This window comes from Phyllobacterium zundukense (assembly GCF_002764115.1).
GTDB classification, from domain to species: Bacteria; Pseudomonadota; Alphaproteobacteria; order Rhizobiales; family Rhizobiaceae; genus Phyllobacterium; species Phyllobacterium zundukense.
Window position 1 is genome coordinate 132,205 of sequence record NZ_CP017945.1, and the last position, 22,697, is coordinate 154,901.

18 protein-coding genes are annotated in these 22,697 nt (G+C 56.1%); 4 read left to right on the forward strand and 14 right to left on the reverse strand.

From position 1 onward, the window contains the following. Nucleotides 1-98 precede the first annotated feature (98 nt). Nucleotides 99-617 carry a sigma-70 family RNA polymerase sigma factor gene (locus BLM14_RS30480; protein WP_100003802.1) on the forward strand — a complete coding sequence of 173 codons (519 nt, stop codon included), beginning with the start codon at nt 99-101 and terminating at the stop codon, nt 615-617. Here BLM14_RS30480 and fhuB read toward each other — a convergent pair. From fhuB to BLM14_RS30515, 8 genes are all read right to left on the reverse strand, one after another. Further along, a complete protein-coding gene (gene fhuB, locus BLM14_RS30485) occupies nt 604-2,598 on the reverse strand; it encodes a Fe(3+)-hydroxamate ABC transporter permease FhuB (RefSeq protein WP_100003803.1) in 1,995 nt (664 codons plus the stop codon). The two genes, BLM14_RS30480 and fhuB, sit on opposite strands and share 14 nt — an antisense overlap. Further along, nucleotides 2,595-3,416, reverse strand: coding sequence for an ABC transporter substrate-binding protein (locus tag BLM14_RS30490; RefSeq protein ID WP_157929641.1), 822 nt, complete (start codon nt 3,414-3,416; stop codon nt 2,595-2,597). The genes fhuB and BLM14_RS30490 overlap by 4 nt, the downstream gene beginning before the upstream one ends. A gap of 43 nt (nt 3,417-3,459) precedes the next feature. Next, nucleotides 3,460-4,239: an ATP-binding cassette domain-containing protein gene (locus BLM14_RS30495; RefSeq protein ID WP_100003805.1), complete on the reverse strand. Its 780-nt coding sequence runs from the start codon at nt 4,237-4,239 to the stop codon at nt 3,460-3,462. A gap of 10 nt (nt 4,240-4,249) precedes the next feature. After that, nucleotides 4,250-6,403 (reverse strand): TonB-dependent siderophore receptor, encoded by a 2,154-nt coding sequence (locus BLM14_RS30500; RefSeq protein WP_157929642.1) that lies wholly within the window; start codon nt 6,401-6,403, stop codon nt 4,250-4,252. Nucleotides 6,404-6,593: 190 nt separating this feature from the next. After that, nucleotides 6,594-7,778 carry a PLP-dependent transferase gene (locus BLM14_RS30505; protein ID WP_100003807.1) on the reverse strand — a complete coding sequence of 395 codons (1,185 nt, stop codon included), beginning with the start codon at nt 7,776-7,778 and terminating at the stop codon, nt 6,594-6,596. Then, nucleotides 7,775-8,977 carry an MATE family efflux transporter gene (locus BLM14_RS30510; protein ID WP_237143752.1) on the reverse strand — a complete coding sequence of 401 codons (1,203 nt, stop codon included), beginning with the start codon at nt 8,975-8,977 and terminating at the stop codon, nt 7,775-7,777. Before BLM14_RS30510 ends, BLM14_RS30505 begins: the two co-directional genes overlap by 4 nt. Continuing rightward, entirely contained in the window at nt 8,910-9,188 is a 279-nt protein-coding gene (locus BLM14_RS32320; RefSeq protein WP_237143753.1) for a hypothetical protein, read from the reverse strand. The genes BLM14_RS30510 and BLM14_RS32320 overlap by 68 nt, the downstream gene beginning before the upstream one ends. After that, nucleotides 9,185-10,207, reverse strand: coding sequence for a GNAT family N-acetyltransferase (locus BLM14_RS30515; protein ID WP_100003808.1), 1,023 nt, complete (start codon nt 10,205-10,207; stop codon nt 9,185-9,187). Before BLM14_RS30515 ends, BLM14_RS32320 begins: the two co-directional genes overlap by 4 nt. A gap of 172 nt (nt 10,208-10,379) precedes the next feature. Here BLM14_RS30515 and BLM14_RS30520 point away from each other — a divergent pair, with 172 nt between their 5' ends. From BLM14_RS30520 to BLM14_RS30530, 3 genes are read left to right on the forward strand one after another with little or no spacing between them, the layout of a single operon-like run. Continuing rightward, entirely contained in the window at nt 10,380-10,598 is a 219-nt protein-coding gene (locus BLM14_RS30520; protein WP_237143754.1) for an MbtH family protein, read from the forward strand. A 40-nt stretch (nt 10,599-10,638) separates the two neighbouring features. After that, on the forward strand, nt 10,639-14,634 hold the full coding sequence (locus BLM14_RS30525; RefSeq protein ID WP_100003809.1) for a non-ribosomal peptide synthetase: 3,996 nt from the start codon (nt 10,639-10,641) through the stop codon (nt 14,632-14,634). A gap of 42 nt (nt 14,635-14,676) precedes the next feature. Beyond that, nucleotides 14,677-16,023 carry a lysine N(6)-hydroxylase/L-ornithine N(5)-oxygenase family protein gene (locus BLM14_RS30530; RefSeq protein ID WP_418314290.1) on the forward strand — a complete coding sequence of 449 codons (1,347 nt, stop codon included), beginning with the start codon at nt 14,677-14,679 and terminating at the stop codon, nt 16,021-16,023. A gap of 3 nt (nt 16,024-16,026) precedes the next feature. Here BLM14_RS30530 and BLM14_RS30535 read toward each other — a convergent pair whose 3' ends face one another. From BLM14_RS30535 to BLM14_RS30560, 6 genes are all read right to left on the reverse strand, one after another. Beyond that, nucleotides 16,027-16,782 carry a 4'-phosphopantetheinyl transferase family protein gene (locus BLM14_RS30535; protein WP_100003810.1) on the reverse strand — a complete coding sequence of 252 codons (756 nt, stop codon included), beginning with the start codon at nt 16,780-16,782 and terminating at the stop codon, nt 16,027-16,029. 23 nt (nt 16,783-16,805) lie between these two features. After that, nucleotides 16,806-17,705 carry an alpha/beta hydrolase gene (locus BLM14_RS30540; protein WP_100003811.1) on the reverse strand — a complete coding sequence of 300 codons (900 nt, stop codon included), beginning with the start codon at nt 17,703-17,705 and terminating at the stop codon, nt 16,806-16,808. Nucleotides 17,706-17,835: 130 nt separating this feature from the next. Further along, nucleotides 17,836-19,116, reverse strand: a complete 1,281-nt coding sequence (gene repC, locus BLM14_RS30545) for a plasmid replication protein RepC (RefSeq protein WP_100003812.1) — start codon at nt 19,114-19,116, stop codon at nt 17,836-17,838. Between the two features lie 158 nt (nt 19,117-19,274). Then, nucleotides 19,275-20,282 (reverse strand): plasmid partitioning protein RepB, encoded by a 1,008-nt coding sequence (gene repB, locus BLM14_RS30550; RefSeq protein WP_100003872.1) that lies wholly within the window; start codon nt 20,280-20,282, stop codon nt 19,275-19,277. Next, nucleotides 20,279-21,502 carry a plasmid partitioning protein RepA gene (gene repA, locus BLM14_RS30555; protein WP_100003813.1) on the reverse strand — a complete coding sequence of 408 codons (1,224 nt, stop codon included), beginning with the start codon at nt 21,500-21,502 and terminating at the stop codon, nt 20,279-20,281. The genes repB and repA overlap by 4 nt, the downstream gene beginning before the upstream one ends. A 746-nt stretch (nt 21,503-22,248) precedes the next feature. Continuing rightward, on the reverse strand, nt 22,249-22,647 hold the full coding sequence (locus tag BLM14_RS30560) for an iron chaperone (protein WP_100003814.1): 399 nt from the start codon (nt 22,645-22,647) through the stop codon (nt 22,249-22,251). Between the last annotated feature and the right edge of the window lie 50 nt (nt 22,648-22,697).

Consider the following 22,697-nt stretch of genomic DNA (forward strand, 5'->3'; position numbering starts at 1 on the left):
ACATTGACGACCCGATTTACTCGCACATTTCGAATAAGAATGTGCGCATTGGGGCTTTTATACCCTCATTGTACTCTATCAGCAAAAAGAATTCCAAAATGGAAAAAGAACAAAATCTTTATGATGGAAATGTTCTTGTCGATGCATTGATGAAGTATAAACCGAAGCTTATAAAAATTGCTGATGGTGTTCTGCATTCCCACGCACAATCGGAAGATATATTTCACGATGCTATCGTCAAGGCATGTACCATGCGATCCGACTGTATCCATTGCCCGGTCGGGTACGCCTGCCGCATGGTCTACAATCTCGCCCTCGACGAAGCCCGCAAACGGTCCCATGAAAAGCTCAATATGATGCCTATCGACGGGGTGGAATCTATCCCCGCCCCAAGCGTCAATGCACTCGATTGCCTGGTGACCACAGAAACGCTGCGGGAAGTGCTTAACTCATTGAGAAGTCTGCCAAAACGCACGCATGACGCCTTTGTCCGCCATCGCATAGACGGCATTCCGCAAAAGGATATTGCTGAAGAATTGGGGGTATCCAGAACTCTCGTTAACTTCATGATCAAGGATGCACACCGCGCCTGTCAGCAAACCCTCAATGCTGCATAAACAGGCGCCTGCTGCGGATAAGTAGTACCGCAAAGACCGGACCGCCGAGCAAAGTCGCGACGAGCCCCGTTGGCAACTGCCACGGGAAATAGATTGTCCGTCCGATGAAGTCCGCAGTTGCCATCAGCAAGGCTCCGAACAGCGCCGAACCTATCAAATTTGACAATCCGCGTGTCAGACCGAGGCGCTGCGCAAGATGCGGTGCCATCAGCCCGACAAAGCTCAGAGGCCCGACGATGAGAGTGGCCACGGCGGTGAGCAGCGCGGCTATGCCGAGGATAACGATACGGAACCTTGCAACATCGACGCCACGCGAATGCGCCGACATTTCGCCAAGCGCAAATTGCTGTAGCGGGCGAACGAGCAGTGTGACCGCTATAACGCCGGCAATTGCAAATGCCAATGCGATCAATGCCATAGGGCTACCTACTCCGTAGGTCGAGCCGGCCATCCAGCTAATCAGCGAGAGCGCACGCGGGTCACCGGAGGCAAGAATCACCGAAATCAATGCGGTCAGGAAAGCGCCTAGCGAGACGCCAAGGATCAAAAATTGATTTCCCGATTGCGTCTTGCGGCTGATTGCGAACAGAACGGCGAGCACCGCCGCCGCACCGGAAAAGCCGCCGATCAGCCTATGGCTATAGGTCGGCTCAGCTACCACGAACAACACGCAAAGCAGTCCGAACGCCGTACCGGCACTGACACCCAGAACCTCCGGGCTTGCCATGGAATTACCCGTCAGGCGCTGCAACATGCTGCCGGCCAGCGCCAGCATGATACCTGCAGAAGTTGCCGCTACAAGCCGCGGCAGACGCCATGGCAGCAACGAATTAAGCGTTGCGCCGGTCTGACTTATCCATGACCCATCCACGTCCCGGCCGACAAATACCGCAATCAGTGCTACCGCCAGAATCAGAGCTGCAAGAGTCGATATTAGCAGCCGGGGACGCTTGCTTGCGGCAATGGCCGTACCGCTTTCAACAGCTGTCTGCAAGGCGCCGCTGCGGTTTACCATCACGATCAGCAGAACCGGCACTCCAATCAGGGCAGTGATGGCGCCTGTTGGCAGGGAAGCCCCTGTTCTTGCAGCATGAATTTGTAGGAGCTGATCGATGATGACCAGTAATGCGGACCCGACGAGCGGCGCCACGATAAGCCGGGTACTGATCCGCCGCGCTCCGATTGCCCGGGCAATTGCCGGTGCAGCAAGGCCGAGAAAACCGATCACTCCGACGGCGCTGACCGGGAATGTTGTCAAGGCAACCGCAACGAAGAGTGCAGCAGCACGGAGAAATTGCAGTTTGATTCCAAGGCTTTGCGCCGCATCACCCAATGTCAGCATGCTCAACTGCCGCACAAGGAGAAATGCCAGAACGGAACAGCCAAGCACTTTCGGGAGAAGTCCCGCAATCTGGCGCCAATCATTCTGGTTCAGCGATCCCCCGCCCCAAATGAACAGACCCGACAGGTAATGATCATTCATCAACATCAGCAGGGTAACGATGGCGGTGCAATAGAGGCCTGCGACCAGTCCGGCGAGGATCACCACGACCGGCTGGAATTTGAAGCGCCAGGCAACCAGAAAGACAATGGCCATGACAGCAAAACCGCCAACAGCCGTTGTCACATCGCGGCTCCAGCCCAGAAGTGCCGGGGACCACAACATAGCTATTGCGAGCGCGAGTTGGGCACCCGCCTCCAAACCGAGGGTTGACGGCGAAGCGAGTGGATTGCGCAGAACATGCTGGAAAAGCGTACCGGACAATCCCAGCGCAAAGCCACAGACACAGGACATGACCAATCGCGACAACAGGCTGTAATGCACGAGAACAGCCTGATTATCGCCGGGCAAAGGCGATGAAAAGGCAGCAATGAAACCGATTTTGCCGATCAATGGTCCAAGGTTTATCGTCGCGACCGCAAGCGCCAAGCACCATAATGCACCGGTCCAGAACAGCGGATGAGAGGACAGGCGCTTCATATGCTGGCTTCGCCAAGCAGTCGGGCAAAGCGAGCCGCTGAAGGTAATGTGCCGAACATGAGGACGCTTGCCATGCGCTGAGCATGCCCTTTCTGCACAAATGGCATGCTCTGCCAGAGCGGACTGCCGGACAGGGTTGCAAGCACATCAGCTGGAACCGGATCCATGTAAAAAACCCGGCTGTCGCCGATATCGATCAAGTCGGCCATGCTGGCATCGCTATAACCCCATTCATTGGTCGGCCGCGTCCAAGCGTTTTGCAGGTCGAGACGGTCGAACACATCCTGGAAAATGCCGCCGGGGCCATAGATGCGAATGTTCCGCGCATCCATGAATGTGATAATCGCCAGCTTGCCCATATCCCGGGTTGCCGCCTTGGCCACGCGCAGTTCTTTTTCCGTACGATCGATCAGTGCTTCCGCCTCTGCCACGCGGCCAAGCAGGCGGCCGAGTTCCTGTGTTGCCTCGACGATATTCGGATAGGGTGCCCTGCCGAGCGCATGGATCGGGAAGGACTTGACCGGCGCGATTTGTTCGAGCTGCGGCCTGACCCATTCGAGATAGGGGGTCGAGATGATCAGATCTGGCTTCAGCAGCTGCAGCAGTTCCATGTTCACTTCATGGGCCGAGCCGATATTCGCAATGCCTTGCGGCAATGGTGGCTCGATGGTCCAGTCCGCCCAACCCGGCGTATCGCTCAAGCCGACAGGCGGTATGCCCAGCTCGATTAGCGTCTGTGCCAGCCCGTAATCCAGCGAAACGACCCTCGGTACAGATGCCCCGGCCCGTGCCGGCGCGAGCGAAGAAGCGAGCAGCATGGAGCCAAACAGAAAATCGCGTCTGCAAAGTGGGGGCATAGGCTTAAAGCACGTAGCTGATGGGCGTCTGTGTTTCGGGATGTCGGAAGATTCCCATGCGTACGCCGTAGATGGCATCCAGCCTGTCTGCTGTTATAAGCGCTTCCGTCTCGTCGTGTGCTACAAGCTTCCCGCCTGACAGTGCAATCAATCGATCGCAATAGCGGGCCGCCATATTGATGTCATGCAACACGATGAGCACGGAGCGGTTGTGTTCGTGCGCCAGCATCTGGATCAGCCGCATCACCTCTATCTGGTGATTGATATCGAGTGCCGAAATCGGCTCATCGAGCAACAGGCACTCCGTATCTTGCGCGATCAGCATGGCAAGAAAGGTGCGCTGACGTTCGCCACCCGACAGCGTATCGACAATGCGATCAGCCATCGCCGTCAGCGACGTCAGCTGCAGCGCCTGCATCACTTTGGCCCTGTCCGTGCTGGAGAAGCGCCCGAGCGCGCCATGCCAGGGATACCGTCCGAGAGCAACAACTTCCTTTACGGTCATTCCGTCTGTATCCGGCGTCTGTTGCGGCAGATAGGCAACCTTGCGGGCGTATTCCTTCGACCGGAATGATTTGAGCTGCTGACCCAGGCATTCCGCGCTTCCGGTCGTGGGTGACTGAAAGCGCGCCAGTATCTTGAGCAATGTCGACTTTCCGGAACCATTGTGGCCCAGGATGCCGACGACCTCGCCACGCGGAACGTCCAGCGTCAACGGATGGAGGAGAACTCTCCCATCGATATCATAACCGACCCCATTGAGCGAAAAGGACGTTCCGTTCATCGCATACCACCTAGAACTTGGCCGAAAGCGTAGCCTTGACAGCACGTCCCTCGCCATAGATGCACATGGGATTGCCGTCATTGTCGCCCGCGCAAGTCGAGTAATAATCCTTGTCGAAGACATTGCTGGCCTTTAGCGATCCCTTCCAGCCATTCTTCTCATAGCTGATCGCCGCGTCGACAAGCGTATAGCTATCGACCCTGATCTGGTTGGCATTGTCGCCAAACGAACTGCCGACATAGCGCACGCCGGATCCGACATTCAGACCCTCGAGAATACCGGTTTCGAAGGTGTACTTGGCCCAAAGCGAGGCCTGGTGCTCCGGCACGAGCGCCGGTCGATTACCAGTTTCGCCTTCGACATTGCTGGATGTGATTTCGGCATCCAGATAGGTATAACTACCCGTCAGGCTGACACCGTGGAACAGGTTTACGACGGTCTCAATCTCGAATCCGCGGTGCCGCACCTCACCCGTCTGAACCTGGAATATTGGGTCATCCGGATCCGGTGTCAGCACATTGGTCTTGGTAATCTCGAAGACCGAACCGGTGACAGTTCCGGGGAAGTAATCCGGTTCATACTTTACGCCCGCTTCATATTGTTGGCCCTCGGATGGCGAGAACGTCGTGCCAGTCGAACCTTGACCGATGGTTGGGGTAAACGATTCGGAGTAGCTGACGTAAGGCGTCAAGCCGTTATCGAACAAATATCCAAGCCCCACCCTTCCAGAAAAGGCGCTGTCGGATTGTTCGCTGGTTGTGTCACTCAGTCGATCATGGGTCTTGTCTTTCACCCAGGACTGGCGTCCGCCTAGTGTAAGCAACCAGTGATCATCGACCTTGGTTTGCGTTTGCGCGTAGAGTCCGACCTGATCGACGGTCTGACGGCGATCGAGATAAATTGGAGGAGAAGGAACATCAATGCCATACACCGGGTCACTGATATCAAGGCTCGGCCCGGTATCGAAGCCGTTCTGCCCATCAACAGTCTGCCGGTCGTATGATAGCCCCATCAACAAGGTGTTCTTGATGCGTTTGCCTTCATAGTCATACTGAACACCATTATCGACGCTGAAGAGTGTTGCCGTTTCGTCAACCGTGAACGCGGTGCGACCCATCGTGTCATCGTCGATCATGCTGGAATAATAAAGATGCCTGTAATCCGTTTCCTGCTGCGAGTAGCGAAGATTCTGCCAGATTTTCCACTCTTCGTTGAAACTGTGCTCGAACTGATAGCCTATAGAGCCATGATCCGCATCAAACCGGTCGAAATTCGGATCGGACGCGGTGAAACTACGCGAGAATTTCGGAATGTTCGGGAAGGCCGGATTGGCGACCGGCAGGAATGTATTGGGCGTCAATTCGTCCCACTGGTAGTTGGCGAGGATTGTCAGTGAGGTATCGGCGCTCGGTGACCAGGTGATTGCAGGTGCGATGAACACCCTATTGTTCCTGGAGAAATCCGTTTCCGTCTGCCCGTCGCGGAAAAGGCCCGTCAGTCGATAGGTCCAGACGCCTTCCTTGTCGAGCGGTCCTCCCGCATCAATCCCGACCTCATAGGTATTGAAGGATCCGTAGCTTGCATAAGCACTGTAAAGAGGGTCCTGCGTCGGCCGCTTGGTCACGAGATTGACTATGCCGCCAACCTCGTTCGAGCCGTATAGGACCGATGCCGGTCCCTTGAGCACCTCTACTCGTTCCAAGCCGTATGGCTCGGCTTTGAAGCCAGAGAAGTCGATGGCTTTTTGCGGCAGGCCGTCGCGATATACGGCGTAGGGGCCAATGTCGAAACCACGGATCAGGAATTGATCAAAGCGGTCATCAACACCCCAAGGCGAGGCCGTCACGCCGGACGTGTAGGCGATTGTATCCTCGATTTGCTCCGAAAACCGGTCATCCATCTGCTCTCGGGTGATAACGGAAATGGATTGGGGTATTTCACGAATCGGCGTGTCGGTCTTGGCACCTGTCATCGTATTCTTGGCGACATATCCCTTGTCGGGACCAACCGGGCTCGTATCGCCGTCAATGACGATCGTGTTAAGCTGGATGCTGGGTGCTTCCTGTGCCGCTGCCAAATCTGCCATCATCAATCCGGCAACCGACGTCGTCATCAGCAACCGGGCGTGACGCTTGCGCCCCACTGAACTGACTTCGTTCCACATCCCCGCCCCGCATCCCCGCATGACCACACCCCTTGTAAAACTTTGACTCTGATTGAGAAAATTACATGAGTTTTGAACTCATGTTTAAAGATGACTACATTTGTCATCTTATGCGAGTCAAGGCGTGTTCGGCAGAATGACGACTTTTTTCCGACGCCCCGCCTGTTCGCCCGTGATTGTGGCTCGAATGCTACAGATGCGCGTTTTGGAGCGCCTGCTGGATATCGTTCCAGATCACTTCCGGCTCCTCCAGACCCACGGCGAAACGGATCGTTTGCGGATTGACACCGAAGCGGACAAAGGACGTCATGCGGTCTGGGATCTGCAAGGCAGCCTTGGCTGGAACAACGAGCGTTTCCGGTCCGCCCCAGCTGACGCCGAGCCTGATGTGGCGGAGCGAATTGACGAACCGCGCTACGTCGATGTCCGGATTGAGATCGAAGGCAAACAGACCGGAGAAACCGGTCAGTGTCTTCTTCCCCGGGTGATCGGAAAAGGCGGGATGGCGGACGAGTGCAATATCCGGATGCTGCTGCAAATGCTTGGCAAGCACGAGCCCGTTACGCATGTGCTCCATCAATCGAACCTTCAATGTCCGCATGCCGCGCAGGAGCAGCCAGGCTTCAAAGGGTGACAGCTTTGCTCCGATATAGGGATAGGTCGAGCTGTTGATCTTGGCGATAAGGTCACGCGGACCGACAACAACACCGGCGACTGTGTCGCTGTGACCGCCGAGATATTTTGACGCCGCATGAATGACGATATCGACACCATGCTGGATCGGTTTCTGGAACAGCGGCGTCGCCCAGGAATTGTCGATAACAGTCGTGACACCATATTCCTTGGCCATTGTGGTCAGCGTCTCGATGTCCTGCAGCTCGAAAACCATCGATGTCGGATTTTCCAGATAAAGCAATTTCGCGCCCGGTAGAGCGGCCCGTACTTCATCGTGGTTGGACGGATCGACGAAGTCCACGGTGACGCCAAAACGGGCAAGCAGTTTGACAAAGAGCCGGTAGATATCATTGTAGAGATGCTGCACGGCGACGACGCGATCACCCGCTTCGACGAGGCTCAGGATCGTCGCGGTAATTGCCGCTGTACCGCTGGAAAAACCGCGTCCGTCCTCGGCACCTTCGAGCCGGGCCGTAAGCAATTCGAACTCACGCACTGTCGGATTGTCACCGCGCGAATAGATGTAGTTGCGCGAGCGTCCGGCGAAGACGTCTTCCATCGCCTCATAGGTGTCATAGGTGAACAGCGATGTCTGGAAGATCGGCGGCGAGACGGCATTGAAGGCTGCGGTATCGACCGGAGAGAACAGATCGTCGGGCATTTCGAGATTGAATTCTTGGGGTGGCATGGCTTTGTTCATGATGCCCTCTCAGACACGGTGCTGTTGAAACTGGTGATTGGAATGGATGGCGAATTGCCCCTGAGCTGGCGCAATATCATGACGAGAATGGCCACCGACATGAGTGCTGTCAGGGCTGGCGCCAGGAAGAGACTCGCGAGAACGCCGTCGAATGCAAACCAATGCGGCAGGATGAACAGTAACGGCAGCAGGAAATAACCATTCTGCGCCACACTGATTGCTCCCGCCAGGCGCGCCCTCCCCTGTGCCTGCAGGAGAACGATGAGGATTTGCCGGACGCCAAAGAAAATGAACGGAACATGCGTGACGACAATGGTCAGCGCGGCAATCGCGGCAATCTCCGCATCATCGGTGAAGATCGTGGCAATCGGATAACGCAAGAGCACCGCCCCGAGACCATAAAGAACGGCAAAGCTCGAGGTCAGTTTTAGAAGCGTGCTTGACGCAGCAAGCAATCGCGCTGGATTCCTTGCCCCCCAAGCGAAACTCAGTACTGCCTGGCCACCAAGTGAAAGGCCGATGATCGGCAGCATACCCAAAGTCAGGACACGCATCGCAATGCCGACGCCGGCAATACCACTATCGCCGCGATAAAGACCGGCGAAGGAGAACAGAACTGCGAAACTTATGCTGCTCAACATGCTGGTCAGCGTTGTCGGCAGGCCGATGAACAGCACGGGGTTGAGGATATCGGCGCGGAAAGCGGTGAAGCGCGCAGCAAGGTGCAATGTCCCCACCTGCTTTCGGAAATAGATCTGATAGGCACCAAGCGCTGCTATCTGCGAAAGAATGGTGGCGACCGCAGCACCGGCGAGCCCGAAACCGAACCAGAAGATCATGATCGGATCGAGCACGATGTTGAGGGCAAAGCAGCCCATCAGTGTCCACATGCTGAAGCGCGTATTGCCTTCTGAAATGGCAATGAAATCTGAAAGTATCTGGAGCATGGTCAGCGTCACCGAGAAGGCAACGATTGAGAGATAATGCTCGGCCAGCGGCAGGATGGCTTCACTGGCGCCAAAAAGGACGAGCAGTTCACGCTTGAACAACAGGATGCCCACAGTCAGCACAAGGCCGAGCGGTATCGCCAGCACGACAAACGTCGAGGCGGTGACATTGGCGCGCTGCGGATCACCGGCACCGAGTGCACGGCCCACTGCCGCGGCAACGCCAACCCCCGAGCCCCTCGCCGATCGCACCGATCATCATCAGGATAGGCAGCACAACCGTGATCGCCGCAATCTCGTGGCTGCCGATCATGCCGACGAAAACCATATTGATCGTATGATGCACGGCGTTGATCGACAGGCCTGCCACCGCAGGCATGCCGAGCCGGAAGATCAGACGGGTGAGCGCCGGATCGCTCAGGTCATCGGGTGCAAAGTAAGCCCGCTTCGCCTTTGCGCTCATGACGCAGGAACCCAAAGGCGATCGCCGAAGAAACGTTCCCGCGTCAGCATCACCAGCATGGCGCGTTTGTGCGGAAAGTCGAAGTGCTTCACCTTGGCAAAACCGGAGCGGTCGAGATTGCGGATTTGCTGCTCGTGGCTGGCGCGCGGCTCCCCGACAATGCGCTGCGTGCGAGGGTCGTCGAGAAAGATGAAGTGCATCAGCGATGGCAACCAGGCGGTAATCCACTGCTTGCCGCGATAGGCCGGCTCGCCAATGGCGACATGCCAGCCTCGATCATAATCCTGCGCATCGTAATAGGGCCCGAGGCGGTTTTCCTTGGCCCAGTAAACCTCGAAGTAACCGAATGGCACGCCATTAAAACAGCCGATCAGCGCCAGCATGTGCGGATCATGCAGGCGTTCCTCGAGGATCGCCAGATGCTTCTGCCGGTCGCCGCCATCCTCCCAAATCACGTTGACCTGCTCATCATTCATCCAGCGATGGAAATCCTCAAGATCGGTCTGAGGATCGGCAACCCGGAATGAAAGCACCTGGCCGAGCCAGGGAATATACCGCTCATAGACGACACCGACCGGCTTTTGCGGCCGCTTCGGATGATACTGGCCATTGCTCAAGACGTGCACCTGCGGATGCGGATAGGCTGGCTTTGCGACCCATGGAGCCGGCCACTGCCAGAAAGCGCGTGGATCGATCATCAGGCGATTGTCTTCAAATGTGCCAAGCGGGAAATCGGAGGCCGGCATATTGCCGATCCCGATCACGCTAGGCTCGTGTGATTGCGCTGTCATGAACTCGACTGCACAAGACAGAACCGTTATTGGATCAGCCTCTGTGAGATCCGGCAAAACCAGTTTCAACCCTTCCGGTGTCGTCTGCACCGATACAGTGTAAGCGCCGCTGGCTGTCGAAACCTGCAACCTGTCTGGCGTTAACAGTGAACCTGTTATCAGGAATCGAGTCGAAACCGGAAACGGCTCAACGCGTGTTTCCCTGGCAAGATTGGATATGAGGGTCATGGCACACTCCGCAGCATCACCGCCGCAACTATTTCGCGTAGGTTTGCTACAGAGACGCCGTGGACCGGCGCCGATTTAGGCCCATCTTTGAAAAATTTTTCTCCTTTTCCGCTTAAATCGTGCGCGACCTCGTCCGTCTCTTGATCATGTTTGTCTTGTTCAGGGAGCCTGCATGATGTCGGCAGCAGAGATATCGCCAGAGACTTGGCCAGAAACCTGGAGCGTTGTTCGGGACTGGGAAGATCGCTATTCCGTTTGGCCCGACGACAAGGCGTTGCCGGTTGGCTGGAGCAAGGAACCGATCAGCGGCACCCGCGACGAGTGCCTGGAAAAGATCAGGCAAATCTGGGTTGATCCGCGGCCGCTGAGCTTGCGGCAGGCCATGGCCTGAATGCCGACCCCTCACTTCAGATATTGGACCCGGTGAAGATATGAACAAGCTATTCGCGCCAGACCAGGCGAACGATCCCGTCGTCGTGGATGACCTCTCTCACAGTGTTTCAGACAGCTTTCCTCTGACGCTGGCGCAAAAGCGCATCTGGTCGCTCGAGCAGATCGGCAACACCACGGTTTTCCCTTTGCAGGTTCTCACATTGCACTGGCATACTACCGTTACATTCGATCAGGTGCAGCATGCCCTGGCGAAACTGGCCGGGCGCCACAGTGCCTTGCGGACGCGCTTCCGCCGTTTTGCGGGCGGGCGCATCGAGCAACTTTCAAACGCAGGCGACGTTCCTTCGATTGAAACCCTTGGAAGCGAAAGCAATCCCCTGAGTACTATCGAGGCAGAGGAACAGCGGGCTGCGTTTGTGTCCCGCCCCTTCGATCTGCTCAATGGTCTTCCTTCGCGCTGCCAGTTGATCGTGACAGCGCAAGGCGCGCTCACATCGACCATTGTCCTGCATCCGATTGTCTGTGACGATGTAGCGCTTGCGATCCTGCAAAGGGATCTGATTGCATTCGTCAATGATGAATCATTAGCGCCGGTTGACGACAATGGCCTGCTGCGCGGTACCCTCGAAGAAGCATGGCTGGAAACGGCCGATTTCATACCGGCTCTCGCGCATTGGCGCAATCTGATTGGCGAGGAATACAACGCGACGACCTTGCCAACACGCTTCAATGCCAGCGGCTATGCGGGCGCCAATAGGTGCCACGTCCCGTTCCAATTGGCTGCAACGCTATGGACCAGCATCAAGGTCTACGCGGAGCAACAAAATCTGAAGGCCGATCTCTTGTTGTCCGCGGCCTTTGCCGTGCTGCTTGCCCGCTATAGCGGCACGTACAGCCTGCAGCACGGTGTACTTCTATCCAACCGCGCCTCTGACATAAGCCGGCAAACCATCTGCCGCACAGAGCAGATTTTGCCCCTGAAGCTTGAGCTCACATCCAGAGCACGCGTTCTGGATGTTTGCCATGCGGTGGCTTCCGCCATTGCAACTGGCACGCACAATCTTGTTCCATTCGAACGGCTGGTACAGGAAATCCAGGCACATGAGGAGCGCGAACAGGATGCGATCGTCAAATCGCTTTTCGAGTTCCGCGAACCCCGTACCCAATCCGGTCTTATTTCCGGCACACTATCCGCCCTCGCCCCACGCTCGGATGTCGAGCTTGCGCTTGTCCTTGCTCCTAATGAATCGGGCGGTCTCGATGGTCTTTTCGACTATGCGGAGGATCTCTATGAACCGGCGTCGATCGAGCGAGCCGCTACCCATTTCGGGCGGATTCTGGCGGAAGCTGTTGCTGGAACGGGTGTTCGCATAAAGGACATTCAACTCATCGCCGAAGGGGAACTCGACATCCTGTCCGCGCCCTATGGGGATGACGGCATCAACGACGACCTTCCCGTGCATGAGCACATTGCCGCCCATGGAGCACGTACGCCGGACAAAACCGCGATCATCTACGCCGATGAAGTCTGGAGCCATTCGAGGCTAGACCAAAGCGCCAATAGGCTTGCGCACCGGCTGATCAAGCTCGGCGTTGGCGCGGACATAAGCGTCGCCATTGCTGTGAAACGCTCGCCGGAAGCCATCGTCGGCATTCTCGCGACGCTGAAGGCGGGCGGGGCCTACATCCCGGTCGAGCCCGATCATCCCACAACACGCAATCATCACATCCTGCGCGACGGCGGCGTGAAAGTAATCCTGACCCATAGCTGGCTGCTCGACCGCATCCCCGAAGGGCTCGATGCCGTCATTCTGGAGCTGGACAAACTCGATCTGTCTGAAGAGGCGGAAACGGCTCCGGATGTTCGTATCCACAAGGACCAACTCGCCTATATCATGTATACATCCGGCTCGACCGGGTTGCCGAAAGGCGTTGCGGTCGAGCATGGCCCGTTGACCCATCACATGCAAAACACGTCCCGTGTCTATGGCATGAGCGAGGCTTCGCGCGAATTGCCTTTCCTGCCGTTCAGTTCCGACGGCGGCCACGAGCGCTGGATGAATCCGCTTATGGAAGGCGGCAGCATCATTCTGCCCGACCAGCCCCTTTGGACACCGGAAGAGACATTGACGGCCATGCGCAAGCACGGCGCCAACAATGCCAGCATCCCGACCACTTATCTGCAGCAGCTGGCCGAATGGGCCGACCTGACCGACAGTGCCCCGCCAATGCGGCTCTACTCATTCGGCGGTGAAGGGCTTGCCCAGCAAACCTTCGACCTCCTGTCGAAAGCCCTGAAATCCGAATGGCTGATCAACGGTTATGGCCCGACGGAAACCATCATGACTCCAATGGTATGGAAAGTGCGGGCCGGGCAGAAGTTCGAAGGCACCTATGCGCCAATCGGAAGGGCAGTCGGCAACCGCCGTGTCTATGTGCTCGATCCGGATCTCAATCCCTGCCCTATCGGCGTGACGGGCGAGCTTTATATAGCCGGCGAAGGCATGGCGCGGGGCTATATCGGCAAGCCGGATACGACAGCCGATCGCTTCATCCCCGATCCGTTCTCAAAGGAAGGCGGACGTCTCTACCGTTCCGGCGACCTGACACTCTGGCGGGAGGACGGCACAGTGGAATTTGTCGGCCGCGTTGATCACCAAGTGAAGCTACGTGGCTATCGCATTGAACTCGGCGAAATCGAAGCTGCTCTCCTGCAGCAGGAGGGTGTCGGCGAAGCGCTTGTTGTCCTGCGGGACGACGAGGCGACAAAACAGAAAATGCTTGTTGCCTATGTCGTGCCCAAACAGGGGCAAGAACTAAACATTGCCAACATCCATTCGGCGCTCGAGCACACCCTGCCAGCCTATATGGTGCCATCTGCCATCGTTCCATTGAAGAGCATGCCGATCAACCCGAACAGCAAGCTCGACCGTTTCGCCCTTCCCGTACCAACACCGATGAAACGGAACATCGTCGAGCCCGAAAACGCGATCGAGCAAGAAGTTCTCGAACTCTGGCAGCAAATCCTGAAGATCAGTCCAATCAGCGTCGAGGATAATTTCTTTGCCATTGGCGGCAACTCACTGGGAGCCATCCGCATACTTTCAGCATTGCGCCAGCGCAAGCCGCAGAACCGCACGACTATTGCCGATCTCTTCAACAACCCGACGATCCGCTCCTTCGCCAAAATCGTCGAAGCCGGCAATGATCAGGCTGGAAGTGAAGTCATCGTATTGCGCGCCTCTGGCACCAAGCCGATGCTCTATTGCTTCCCCGGCCTGCTGGTCAGCACACGGGAATATGTCAAGCTCGTCGATTATCTTGGAGCCGATCAGCCAGCCACCGGCTTCATCTGCTACTCGCTCTCCGAACAAAAGCAGATCGGCGCGTCCGTCGATGAAATCATCGAAAGCTACGTCGACTACATCCGACGCCACAGCAAGGGCCAGCCCTGTTATTTCCTCGGCTGGTCCTGGGGCGGGTTGCTTGCTTATGAGGCCGCACGCAGGCTTGGCGACGAAATCGATCTGCGCCTGATCACAATGGTGGACGTCTGTGATCTCGGTACCGAATTTGCCATCGGCTCGATACCCCGTTTCAAGCATGGCGAACGCGATAAACTGCACGGAATGGTACAGGATTGGTTGTCGCGTACAGCCATGCGGACGGAATGGGACCGGCTGCTTGGCGTCATGGACGCCGATACCTATGACCAGTTCCTGCGCTTCATTGGGGATGAGAAGGACGAGCTGCCGACCGATGGGCCCGACATCAGCAGCCGCGAGCACACATTTTGGATACTCATCGATAATGCGCTGATTTTCCGCCGCCACCAGCTGCACCCTCACAATGTACCCATCCATTCCTGGGCAGCAGACGACAGCCTGAACCGAGGGCTCAATCTCATCGACTGGCGGCGCTACTCTCCACGAGCCAATCCGGCAGAGATCATCTCGGGCACCAACCATCTGCATGTGATCGGGTCGCAAGCCTTCCACAGCCGGATGGCGCATCGGCTGAAAGAAGCGCTCTGAGAGCCTGGGACTGGAATGACGAGTTCACGGAAAGGAATTCTGATGACTGCCATGTTTGCAAACAATGATCGAACCAGTCAGGCGAGCGGAACTCTTGATCTGGCCGGGATTGGTATCGGGCCATCAAATCTGAGCCTGGCGTCGCTCCTTGATAGCGTCGGCAATGTCAGGGCGCATTTCTACGAGAGCCGGCCAGATTTCGACTGGCATCCGGGCATGATGCTGCCGGATGTCGAACTGCAATCGTCCTATCTGAAGGATCTTGTCACGCCGGTCATGCCGACGAGCCCATGGTCCTTCATTTCCTACCTTGTTGCCCACAAGCGGCTCTATGCCTTTCTGAATGCCCACTACGAGGCGGTGCCGCGGCGCGAATTTGCCCAATATCTAGCTTGGGTGGCAAGCCGGCTAAAAAACCTCTCCTTTGGTTCGACCGTGCGCGAGGTCAAGTTCGACAAGGACCAGTTCGTCGTGCAGTTCGATAACGGTGCGATAAGTGCAAGAAATCTCGTACTCGGAACCGGCACCACGCCGTTTGTGCCCTCCTGGGCGTTGCCCTTTCTGGGTGAAAAATGCTTCCACAATTCCGAGGCCAAGCGCCGTTTGTCCAGCCTAAATGCCTCGCGCATTGCGGTCATCGGCGGTGGCCAGAGCGGCGGTGAGGTGGTGGAGGCCCTGCTCAATTCGAAATCGACACTGAAAGAGCTCAACTGGTTTAGCCGCCGGCACAATTTCGAACCGATCAATGATACGGCCTTTTCCAACCAGGTCTTTTCACCGGAATATGTCTACGCCTATCTCAATCTCAACAATGACCAGAAGCTGGAAGCGCTGAAAGCCTCGATTCTGACCAGCGACGGGCTCTCCATTTCGACCATCAACGCCATCTACCGGCGGCTTTACAGCTTGCGCTACCTGGAACATCGCAACATCGATGCGAAGCTTTCACCCAACCGCGATGTCATCCAGGTGGAAGCGGACAAGGATGGCTATCGCCTGATCGTGCGCAACCGTTTCGACGGTGGTGTCGAGGTGGCCCATGCCGACGCGATCGTCCTGGCAACCGGCTATCAGTTCAGGCTCCCGGACGCGCTGGCCGGTTTGCAGGACCGCATTCAGTTCGACCGCAATAACCGGCCAGTACTGAACGACGATTATTGTCTTAACTGGAATGGCCCGAAGCAGAACCGGATTTTCGCGCAGAACGCCGGAAGGTACAGCCACGGAATTGCAGACTCGCAGCTCAGCCTCATGGCCTGGCGCAGCGCGCACATCATCAATTCACTCCTGGGGCAGGATCACTTCGATCTGGAGCCGCACGACTCGCAGGTGAACTGGTTGTCGAGTGGGCATGACACGATGGGCCAATCCATTGCCGTCGACTATTGACGATCATTCGGGATCAGGCATTTTCCGCTGACGCAGGATCAAATTGGTCTGACCCAATTGCGCCGATATGGCAATCAGATGGCCGGATGGTGCGTGAAGCAGGCGATGATGCCAACAGATGTCATCGCGAGTTAGGGCACTGTCGATAAGGATCGTAGCTGTCAAACGATCCAATCGAATGTTCAGTTCGTTGGGCGCTGCGGCAAGTCCGGTACTCACTGCTTTCAGAAGACTTTCCTTTAGGGTCCAATAGTTCAGAAGCAGCGCCTGACGCTCATTGCCCTGAAGCGTCGACAAAATCTCCAGTTCCGAGGGCGAACAAAACAACGATGAGGTCGCGAGCTCAAACCCAGTTTCCATTGGTTCGGCGTCGATGCCCAGTAACGTGCATTGACGGCTGATCGCAAAAACGGCCAATCCCTCCGCGTTGGACAGATTGAAGGTCACACCGCCCGCGTTGGCAAGATAGGGCTTGCCATATAATCCAGCTGCAATGTTCAAATCAGCTGCCGGAATATCCGTATAGAGCGACAGAACCGAGCGCTGCAGATGGCGCCCGGCCATAAAGGCTATGGCATCCTTTTCAAACGCAAAAGTCGCTGCCCGCGCCTGCTCATCTGATGAAAGCACGGAGCTTACCTTGCTCCAGTCCATCTCACCTCTATAGGGCCACCACCAAATATCGACATAGGCATCGTCGTGGCTCATCGTTGAAACCGACACATCCGGTAACCCGGTTAGAGGGTAGCACGGCAGCATCAGACTCCCTCCGTTGATTCATTTCATCCCGCCTGGGCTTGCTTCCTGATGGCAAAGGCATTTTGGATCGCGCGATTGACCGCGACCGGCAGCAACGACATGTGGTTCTCACCGGGGTGGATCTCGAACTGCGCACGTATCGGCCGACCGGGCAGATCATTCAGGCGGTCCACAAGTTCGACAGAATAGATATCATTCAGCGTGATCTTTCTCTGCGCTAGCCGCTCTGCCTCATCTGCAGCACCGACCTGGAACGGCGCCAGCCTGTCAGTCTCGTATTCCCCGCAGGAGAGGAACAGTTCGGCATTCTCTCTCGTCTGGTGTGCGGTGACAAACCTTGAATAGAATTGATCGATAGCGCGATTTTCCCAATAGATCGACGGACTGGCGGCAATCCATGTCGTAAATGCCGAAGGCCGGGTGAAAAGGCTGTAAAGCACAAAAAGACCGCCAAAGGAGTGGCCGAAAAGCGATTGACGATTGCGATCGACAGGAAGGGCAGCCTCGACCACGGGTTTGATCTGATCCTCGATAAAAGTCAGGAACTCTTCTGCGCCGCCGGTTTTCACTTCCGGGCTGTTTTCAAAAAAGGGGGGGTAGGTTTGGCCGGGCGGCGGACCCAGATCCCACGAGCGGCGCAAGGGATCATAGGCAGCATCGAGTGGATAGCCGATGGTCACGATGACACCGGGTCCAACATTGGTACCGCTCGGATAATTCGCCTGCGCCCGCATGACATCAACCGCCGTGCCGATCACCGCATTTCCATCGGTCATGTAAAGCACTGGCCAGCCCTGCTCCGGCGCTTCACCCTCCGGGCGATAGATGAAAACCCGGTAGGTCTGGCCATTCTGATCAGAAGCCACATCGTGAAACGTTGTATTGCCGACCATGGCGGGCGATGAATTGGGAAACACTGTCATGGGTCCGTATTCTCAAAGGACGGGTAACAAGCCCCCTCCCCTATCCTGTTACCGGCTCACAACTGGCGAGCCGGATTAAGCAGTTATTAAACATGACAGTAGAGGTCAATATTTAATTTTGTACCGGTCCTTATCCAGCCTGCGCCTCATGCTTGATCTGGTTCACTCGCAACAAGCCCATCAACAACGGACCAGTAGAGAACGCCCCCGCTCGAGCCTTGTCGGTGAGCGCCCGCAAGTATCCGCCGGGACTCGTGATCGTTTCGCCCTTTTGCAATATTGCCGCAACGACGATTGCCGCCTCATTGGCGCCTAGGGTTTCAATCGCCTGATTCCAGGCATCGGGACTTATCCCAAGCGTCACCCGGACCAGATTGGCCGTCTGCACCAGGTCGGGCCAGTTTTCGATGCCTTTCAAGGTGTAATCGACGATATCCGGGCAGGCCTTGAGGATGAGGCCCAGTGGAAAGGCTTTCGGGGGCAATTTGCTGGTGGAACGCCGAAGTCGATCACTCTCATCAATAGCTATTTCCTCACTGGTTCCCGTTTCTTCTTCCTTGTTCCAGCCTGTCTCGGCATTTGCCCCCTGGTCTTTTCTAAAGCCGGGTTCAAAATCAGATGAGGAGTCTGGGTTTTGATTCTGTATGTGCCGTTCAGTTTGAACGTCACTGGCGGTTGATTTATTGAAATTAGCGTGGATTTCCAAGAGCTTCTCTACATCCAGACGCAAATCATCAAGAGCGGCAGCCAATGTACCGAGCCCCAGGCGGTCAAAGCCACGCAACAAGGGTCGCGCCAAAGGCATGAAACGCTCGCTGATGGCGTCCCAAGGTCCGTCCAATTCCTGCTCTTCGGCGAAAATGACCATCTTCGCAATGTCACGGCGATGGAGGCTGACGCGCTCCCTTAATAGGCGCTTCGCCAGATCTTCGGCGCGTATCGAAGCAGCGAATTGTTCCAGTTCCCCTGCCCGCACTACCAGCGGCGTCAGATCGAAGCCGAATGCCGTCTTGACGTCTCCTTCCTGGTCGCGGCGTACGTAGCGCTTGCCGTTGGGACTGTCACGCCGGATGATGAGGCCAGCCTCCACCAAGGCCGCCAGATGACGGCGCAGGGTCACCGGCGCCATGCCGTGCGCCCGCATTGACAGTTCGCGGTTAGACGGAAAGACGATAAGATTAGTTTCACTGTCCAGTTCCGCCTGCTTGTGAAAGCTGAGCAGCGCATGCAGAACTGCAAGCGCACGATCGGACACGCCGAGCATCGGCCGCGCCTCGGTAATTGTGCGGAACAATTTCCACTTATCGGCGACCTGAGTGGCCGGACAATCGCGTGCAGATGCTTGTGCTTCCAGCATGGCATGCGACATCGGCCGCCGCCCAAAAGGCGTCGTTGTCATTTCCCTGTTCATTGCTTCCACCTTCAATCAGGCAAAAGAAATCTGCTCGCCGAAACGACGCTTAATGCTTGACAGTGATTCTCGGAAATGCGATTCTCAAGCTGCTTAGACTTTGAGAGGGCTTCCGGGACGCAGTTTCGGGGGCCTTTTCTTTTGTGATCTCTCTCCAGTTAGAGTTGTCTAATACGCGGCTCACTCGTCTCGCGGCGAACGAACGCCGCATAGATTTCCGGCAAGTGCTCGATGAGGTAATGTCCAAATTCTGGCGTGATCGCTTCATCTATGATCACCCGGGTCTTGCCGTCATTCTGCTCAATCTTAGCGAAGGATTGGCCCTCTTTCGATTTGAGCGGATATATGTAGGGTCCGGACTTCTTCTTGGGTGTCAGGCTTTTCAAGAGCAGCGCAAACCGCGCATCGCTGTCGAGGCGGAAGAAGCGCTCCATATCTACCCCTTCCTTCCAGTATTCGTTCCTTGCTTGCAGCAATTGCGATAGTTGCTCCCAGCGTGGTCGGCCAATCTTCGGAGCAGGGCCAACAGCCCTGATAAGGTCTTCCGGCAGTGAATTGGCGAGGGCAATCATGGTCGACAGATTGCCCTTGTGTACCGAGAGGGCCGCCATCAAAGCATGCCGCTCGATGCCGTGAGCTTCCAGCCGCGCCGCAAACAGAGCCCGTTCAATGAAGGACAGATCCTTGCGCTCAAGGTTCTCCTTGCCCTGCGCAACGATCAGATCCTCGTCCGAGAGGTCGCGCGCAATCGCCTTGACCGGGCGGCCAATGGCTTTCAGTGCAGCCAGACGGCGGTGGCCATAGGCAACCTGGTAGCGGTTATCATTGCGCGGATTGGGGCGTACCAGGATAGGCACCTGCTGACCATGTTCCTCAATGCTGGTCTTCAGCTCTTCAAAATCCACGGTATCCGTATCATCGAGACGATCGCGGATAAACGACGCATCAATCAGATCGGGATCGATGTCGATCACATGTTCGCCGGACGCGAGCTTTTCGCGCAGCGCCTGTGCCTCGTCCGCATCATCCGAAAGACTTTGCAGCGACAAGCCCATGGCTTTCAGCGAACCCGACTTCTGTGCGGGTTTCGCCAGCCGGTGTTCGGTCTGCGACCCCTCGTTGATCGGCGTCATCATGGCTTTCAAAGCGTCTCTGCGTTTGTTCATGGCGACCTGCCCCATGCTTCGCGCACCAGATCCTCAATCTCTAAATTGACCGCATCGAGCGCTTCGATAGCCCGGTCATAGGTAGCGCGTGTGAAATATTCGCGGCCGACTTCATAGAGCGTCTGCTTGGTCAGGCCAGCATCGGAAATGGCAGTGGACTTCAGTAAGGCATTGGTCAGGACGCGTTCGCCGAACAGGCTTTTCATCAGCCCGACGATCTGCCCCTGCGGGCCATCACTTGGCTCATACCGGGTAATGACGTAGCGGAAGAAATCATAATCCGCATCGCCGCCTGCCTGTTCGACGACATCAAGCAATCCTGCGGTCATATGCAGGAACTGCGACATGGACGCAACGTCAAGCATTTGCGGGTGTATGGTGACAAGCACACTGCGTGCTGCACACAGTGCCGACAGCGTCAAGAAACCCAGCGATGGTGGGCAATCGAGGACGACCACGTCATAACGATCATCAACGGTCTGCAGAGCGCTGGCGATACGCGAAAAAAACAGTCGCTCAGTACCGCGACGCTTTTCAGCAAGGATGCGGGGCGTATCGTGCTCGAATTCCTGCAGTTCCAGATTGCCTGGAATAATGTCGAGTCCGGCAAAATAGGTCTTGCGGATGATGTCGGCGAGGGGCCGCTGCTGATCGTCATAGCGGATCGCGCCGTAGATCGTGTCGTTCTCTTCAAGGTCAAATTCCGGCTGAATGCCGAACAGCGCCGATAGCGACGCCTGCGGATCAAGATCAATCGCCAGAGTGCGATAGCCGCGCATGGCGAAATACTGGGCCACGTGAGCCGCAGTGGTCGTTTTTCCGGAGCCTCCTTTGAAGTTCGTGACGGCGATGACTTGCATATGCTCGTTGCCATGCCGAACCGGCAGATAGCTCTTTTTCGATTTCGCCAGGTAATTGCGGATTTCATGCACCTGATCGAGCGAGTAAAGCCTGCGGCCACCGGAAGTCTTTTCCGCTTCCGGACCCTCGCCGGCAAGCGACAGGTGCCGTATATAGGCATCGGTAATGCCGATCAGCTTGGCGGCCTCACCGGACGTGAATTTGCGCAGTTCCTTTTCCGCCGTCGGCGGGAAGGCGCGGGAGCGCAACTCCTGCAGCTGAGCGCTCAACAGGTTGGCATCCGCCTCAACCAGACGCGTCAAAGAGCGCACCTTCTTACCGGTACGGTGGCTCTGGTCTTTTTCAGTTGGAGACAACATAAACGCTCTAAATCCAATTTTTGAGATTAAAGCGTAAATTCAACTGAGTCTGCATGAGTCGTCAAGCGCTTTAAAGTTAACGACCTGCCGGTCTCCAGGCCGGGTGAACCCCTTGAAAAGTTCTCAGCTGAGAACTTTTCACCAACTTCGCCCCATCGGACATTCAAATGGGATTCGCAGGAGGCGCATCCCGTAAAAGTTCTCAGCTGAGAACTTTTATGCAGAAAAACTTTGGAACCCGACAAATTCACATCTCAAGTTGACAGTATACGTCTTTGGATTTTACGCATTTTGACACGATTCTTGTATGGTTTTTGATGTTTCCCATACCATATTTTTCTCCAGGAATCGCCGCAAGCAACCTGGTGCGCCGCTCGGTACGGGTAAGACCAATAGACTGATCAAGGCGAGGTAGCGCCCCCCAGACGGACGCAGGGGAGGGCTCCGGACGACCGGAGCTTTATAAATTTCCTGCCGGAAAGTTGACGACTCTTCTGTCTCGTGCCATCGTTTGCAAATCGATCAGGGCAGGGAACGACGTATCTCGATGCCGCCGCGCTCGGGCGCAACTGGACCCATCCTGATGGTTTTCAGCAAATACAAAATACCGTGCATCGGAAGTCATGATGACTTTCGTTTCCGTTTGGCGTTATAGTTAATGAATTGTCAACACCTTGCCGCAAGACGACTTATCCATATGAAGCGACGCTTCAAGGCAGAACTCGGCAGATATTTTCTAATCGAACCTAGCGCTTCTTGAGCGCTGCCGCTTTGATCCTGTCGAGTTCGGCAACTTCCTTTGCGCGGAACTTCGCGATGCGCTCGATCAGTTTTAAAGGTATGGGCCGAGAGAGAGGAAAACGGATCGTACCCTTGTTGTTGACTTCATAAGGAGCAAGGTCGTTCTTGAAGAAGGCCACCAGCTGCTCATTGGCGGGGTAGAGCGAGTAGTGTTTCTTCCAACCTGCGAAATAGAGAATGGCGGCGCCACGCAATTTGTAAGCGGGTATCTGGTACGAGATCACTTCTTCAGCGGTAGGCAGTGCCTTTCGGATGGTATTTCGCACACGCTCGAGTATGTCCTTCGCGGCCTCGGGCTGGGTGGCGATATACTCGTCCACGGATTTGAAGTCGGTCTTGGCCATCTTGTCCTCCCTTGAATCCAAACCTTCGCTTCGACTTCAACGCCCAACCG

Excerpts from the sequence above, each read along its gene's own strand:
- BLM14_RS30480 (WP_100003802.1), top strand. The coding sequence starts at position 99 with ATGGAAAAAGAACAAAATCTTTATGATGGAAATGTTCTTGTCGATGCA.
- BLM14_RS30495 (WP_100003805.1), bottom strand. The coding sequence starts at position 4,239 with ATGAACGGAACGTCCTTTTCGCTCAATGGGGTCGGTTATGATATCGAT.
- BLM14_RS30525 (WP_100003809.1), top strand. The coding sequence starts at position 10,639 with ATGAACAAGCTATTCGCGCCAGACCAGGCGAACGATCCCGTCGTCGTG.
- BLM14_RS30500 (WP_157929642.1), bottom strand. The coding sequence starts at position 6,403 with ATGTGGAACGAAGTCAGTTCAGTGGGGCGCAAGCGTCACGCCCGGTTG.
- BLM14_RS30505 (WP_100003807.1), bottom strand. The coding sequence starts at position 7,778 with ATGAACAAAGCCATGCCACCCCAAGAATTCAATCTCGAAATGCCCGAC.
- repB (WP_100003872.1), bottom strand. The coding sequence starts at position 20,282 with ATGAACAAACGCAGAGACGCTTTGAAAGCCATGATGACGCCGATCAAC.
- fhuB (WP_100003803.1), bottom strand. The coding sequence starts at position 2,598 with ATGAAGCGCCTGTCCTCTCATCCGCTGTTCTGGACCGGTGCATTATGG.
- BLM14_RS32320 (WP_237143753.1), bottom strand. The coding sequence starts at position 9,188 with ATGAGCGCAAAGGCGAAGCGGGCTTACTTTGCACCCGATGACCTGAGC.
- BLM14_RS30560 (WP_100003814.1), bottom strand. The coding sequence starts at position 22,647 with ATGGCCAAGACCGACTTCAAATCCGTGGACGAGTATATCGCCACCCAG.
- repA (WP_100003813.1), bottom strand. The coding sequence starts at position 21,502 with ATGTTGTCTCCAACTGAAAAAGACCAGAGCCACCGTACCGGTAAGAAG.
- BLM14_RS30530 (WP_418314290.1), top strand. The coding sequence starts at position 14,677 with ATGACTGCCATGTTTGCAAACAATGATCGAACCAGTCAGGCGAGCGGA.
- BLM14_RS30520 (WP_237143754.1), top strand. The coding sequence starts at position 10,380 with ATGATGTCGGCAGCAGAGATATCGCCAGAGACTTGGCCAGAAACCTGG.
- BLM14_RS30490 (WP_157929641.1), bottom strand. The coding sequence starts at position 3,416 with ATGCTGCTCGCTTCTTCGCTCGCGCCGGCACGGGCCGGGGCATCTGTA.
- BLM14_RS30540 (WP_100003811.1), bottom strand. The coding sequence starts at position 17,705 with ATGACAGTGTTTCCCAATTCATCGCCCGCCATGGTCGGCAATACAACG.
- BLM14_RS30535 (WP_100003810.1), bottom strand. The coding sequence starts at position 16,782 with ATGCTGCCGTGCTACCCTCTAACCGGGTTACCGGATGTGTCGGTTTCA.
- repC (WP_100003812.1), bottom strand. The coding sequence starts at position 19,116 with ATGAACAGGGAAATGACAACGACGCCTTTTGGGCGGCGGCCGATGTCG.
- BLM14_RS30515 (WP_100003808.1), bottom strand. The coding sequence starts at position 10,207 with ATGACCCTCATATCCAATCTTGCCAGGGAAACACGCGTTGAGCCGTTT.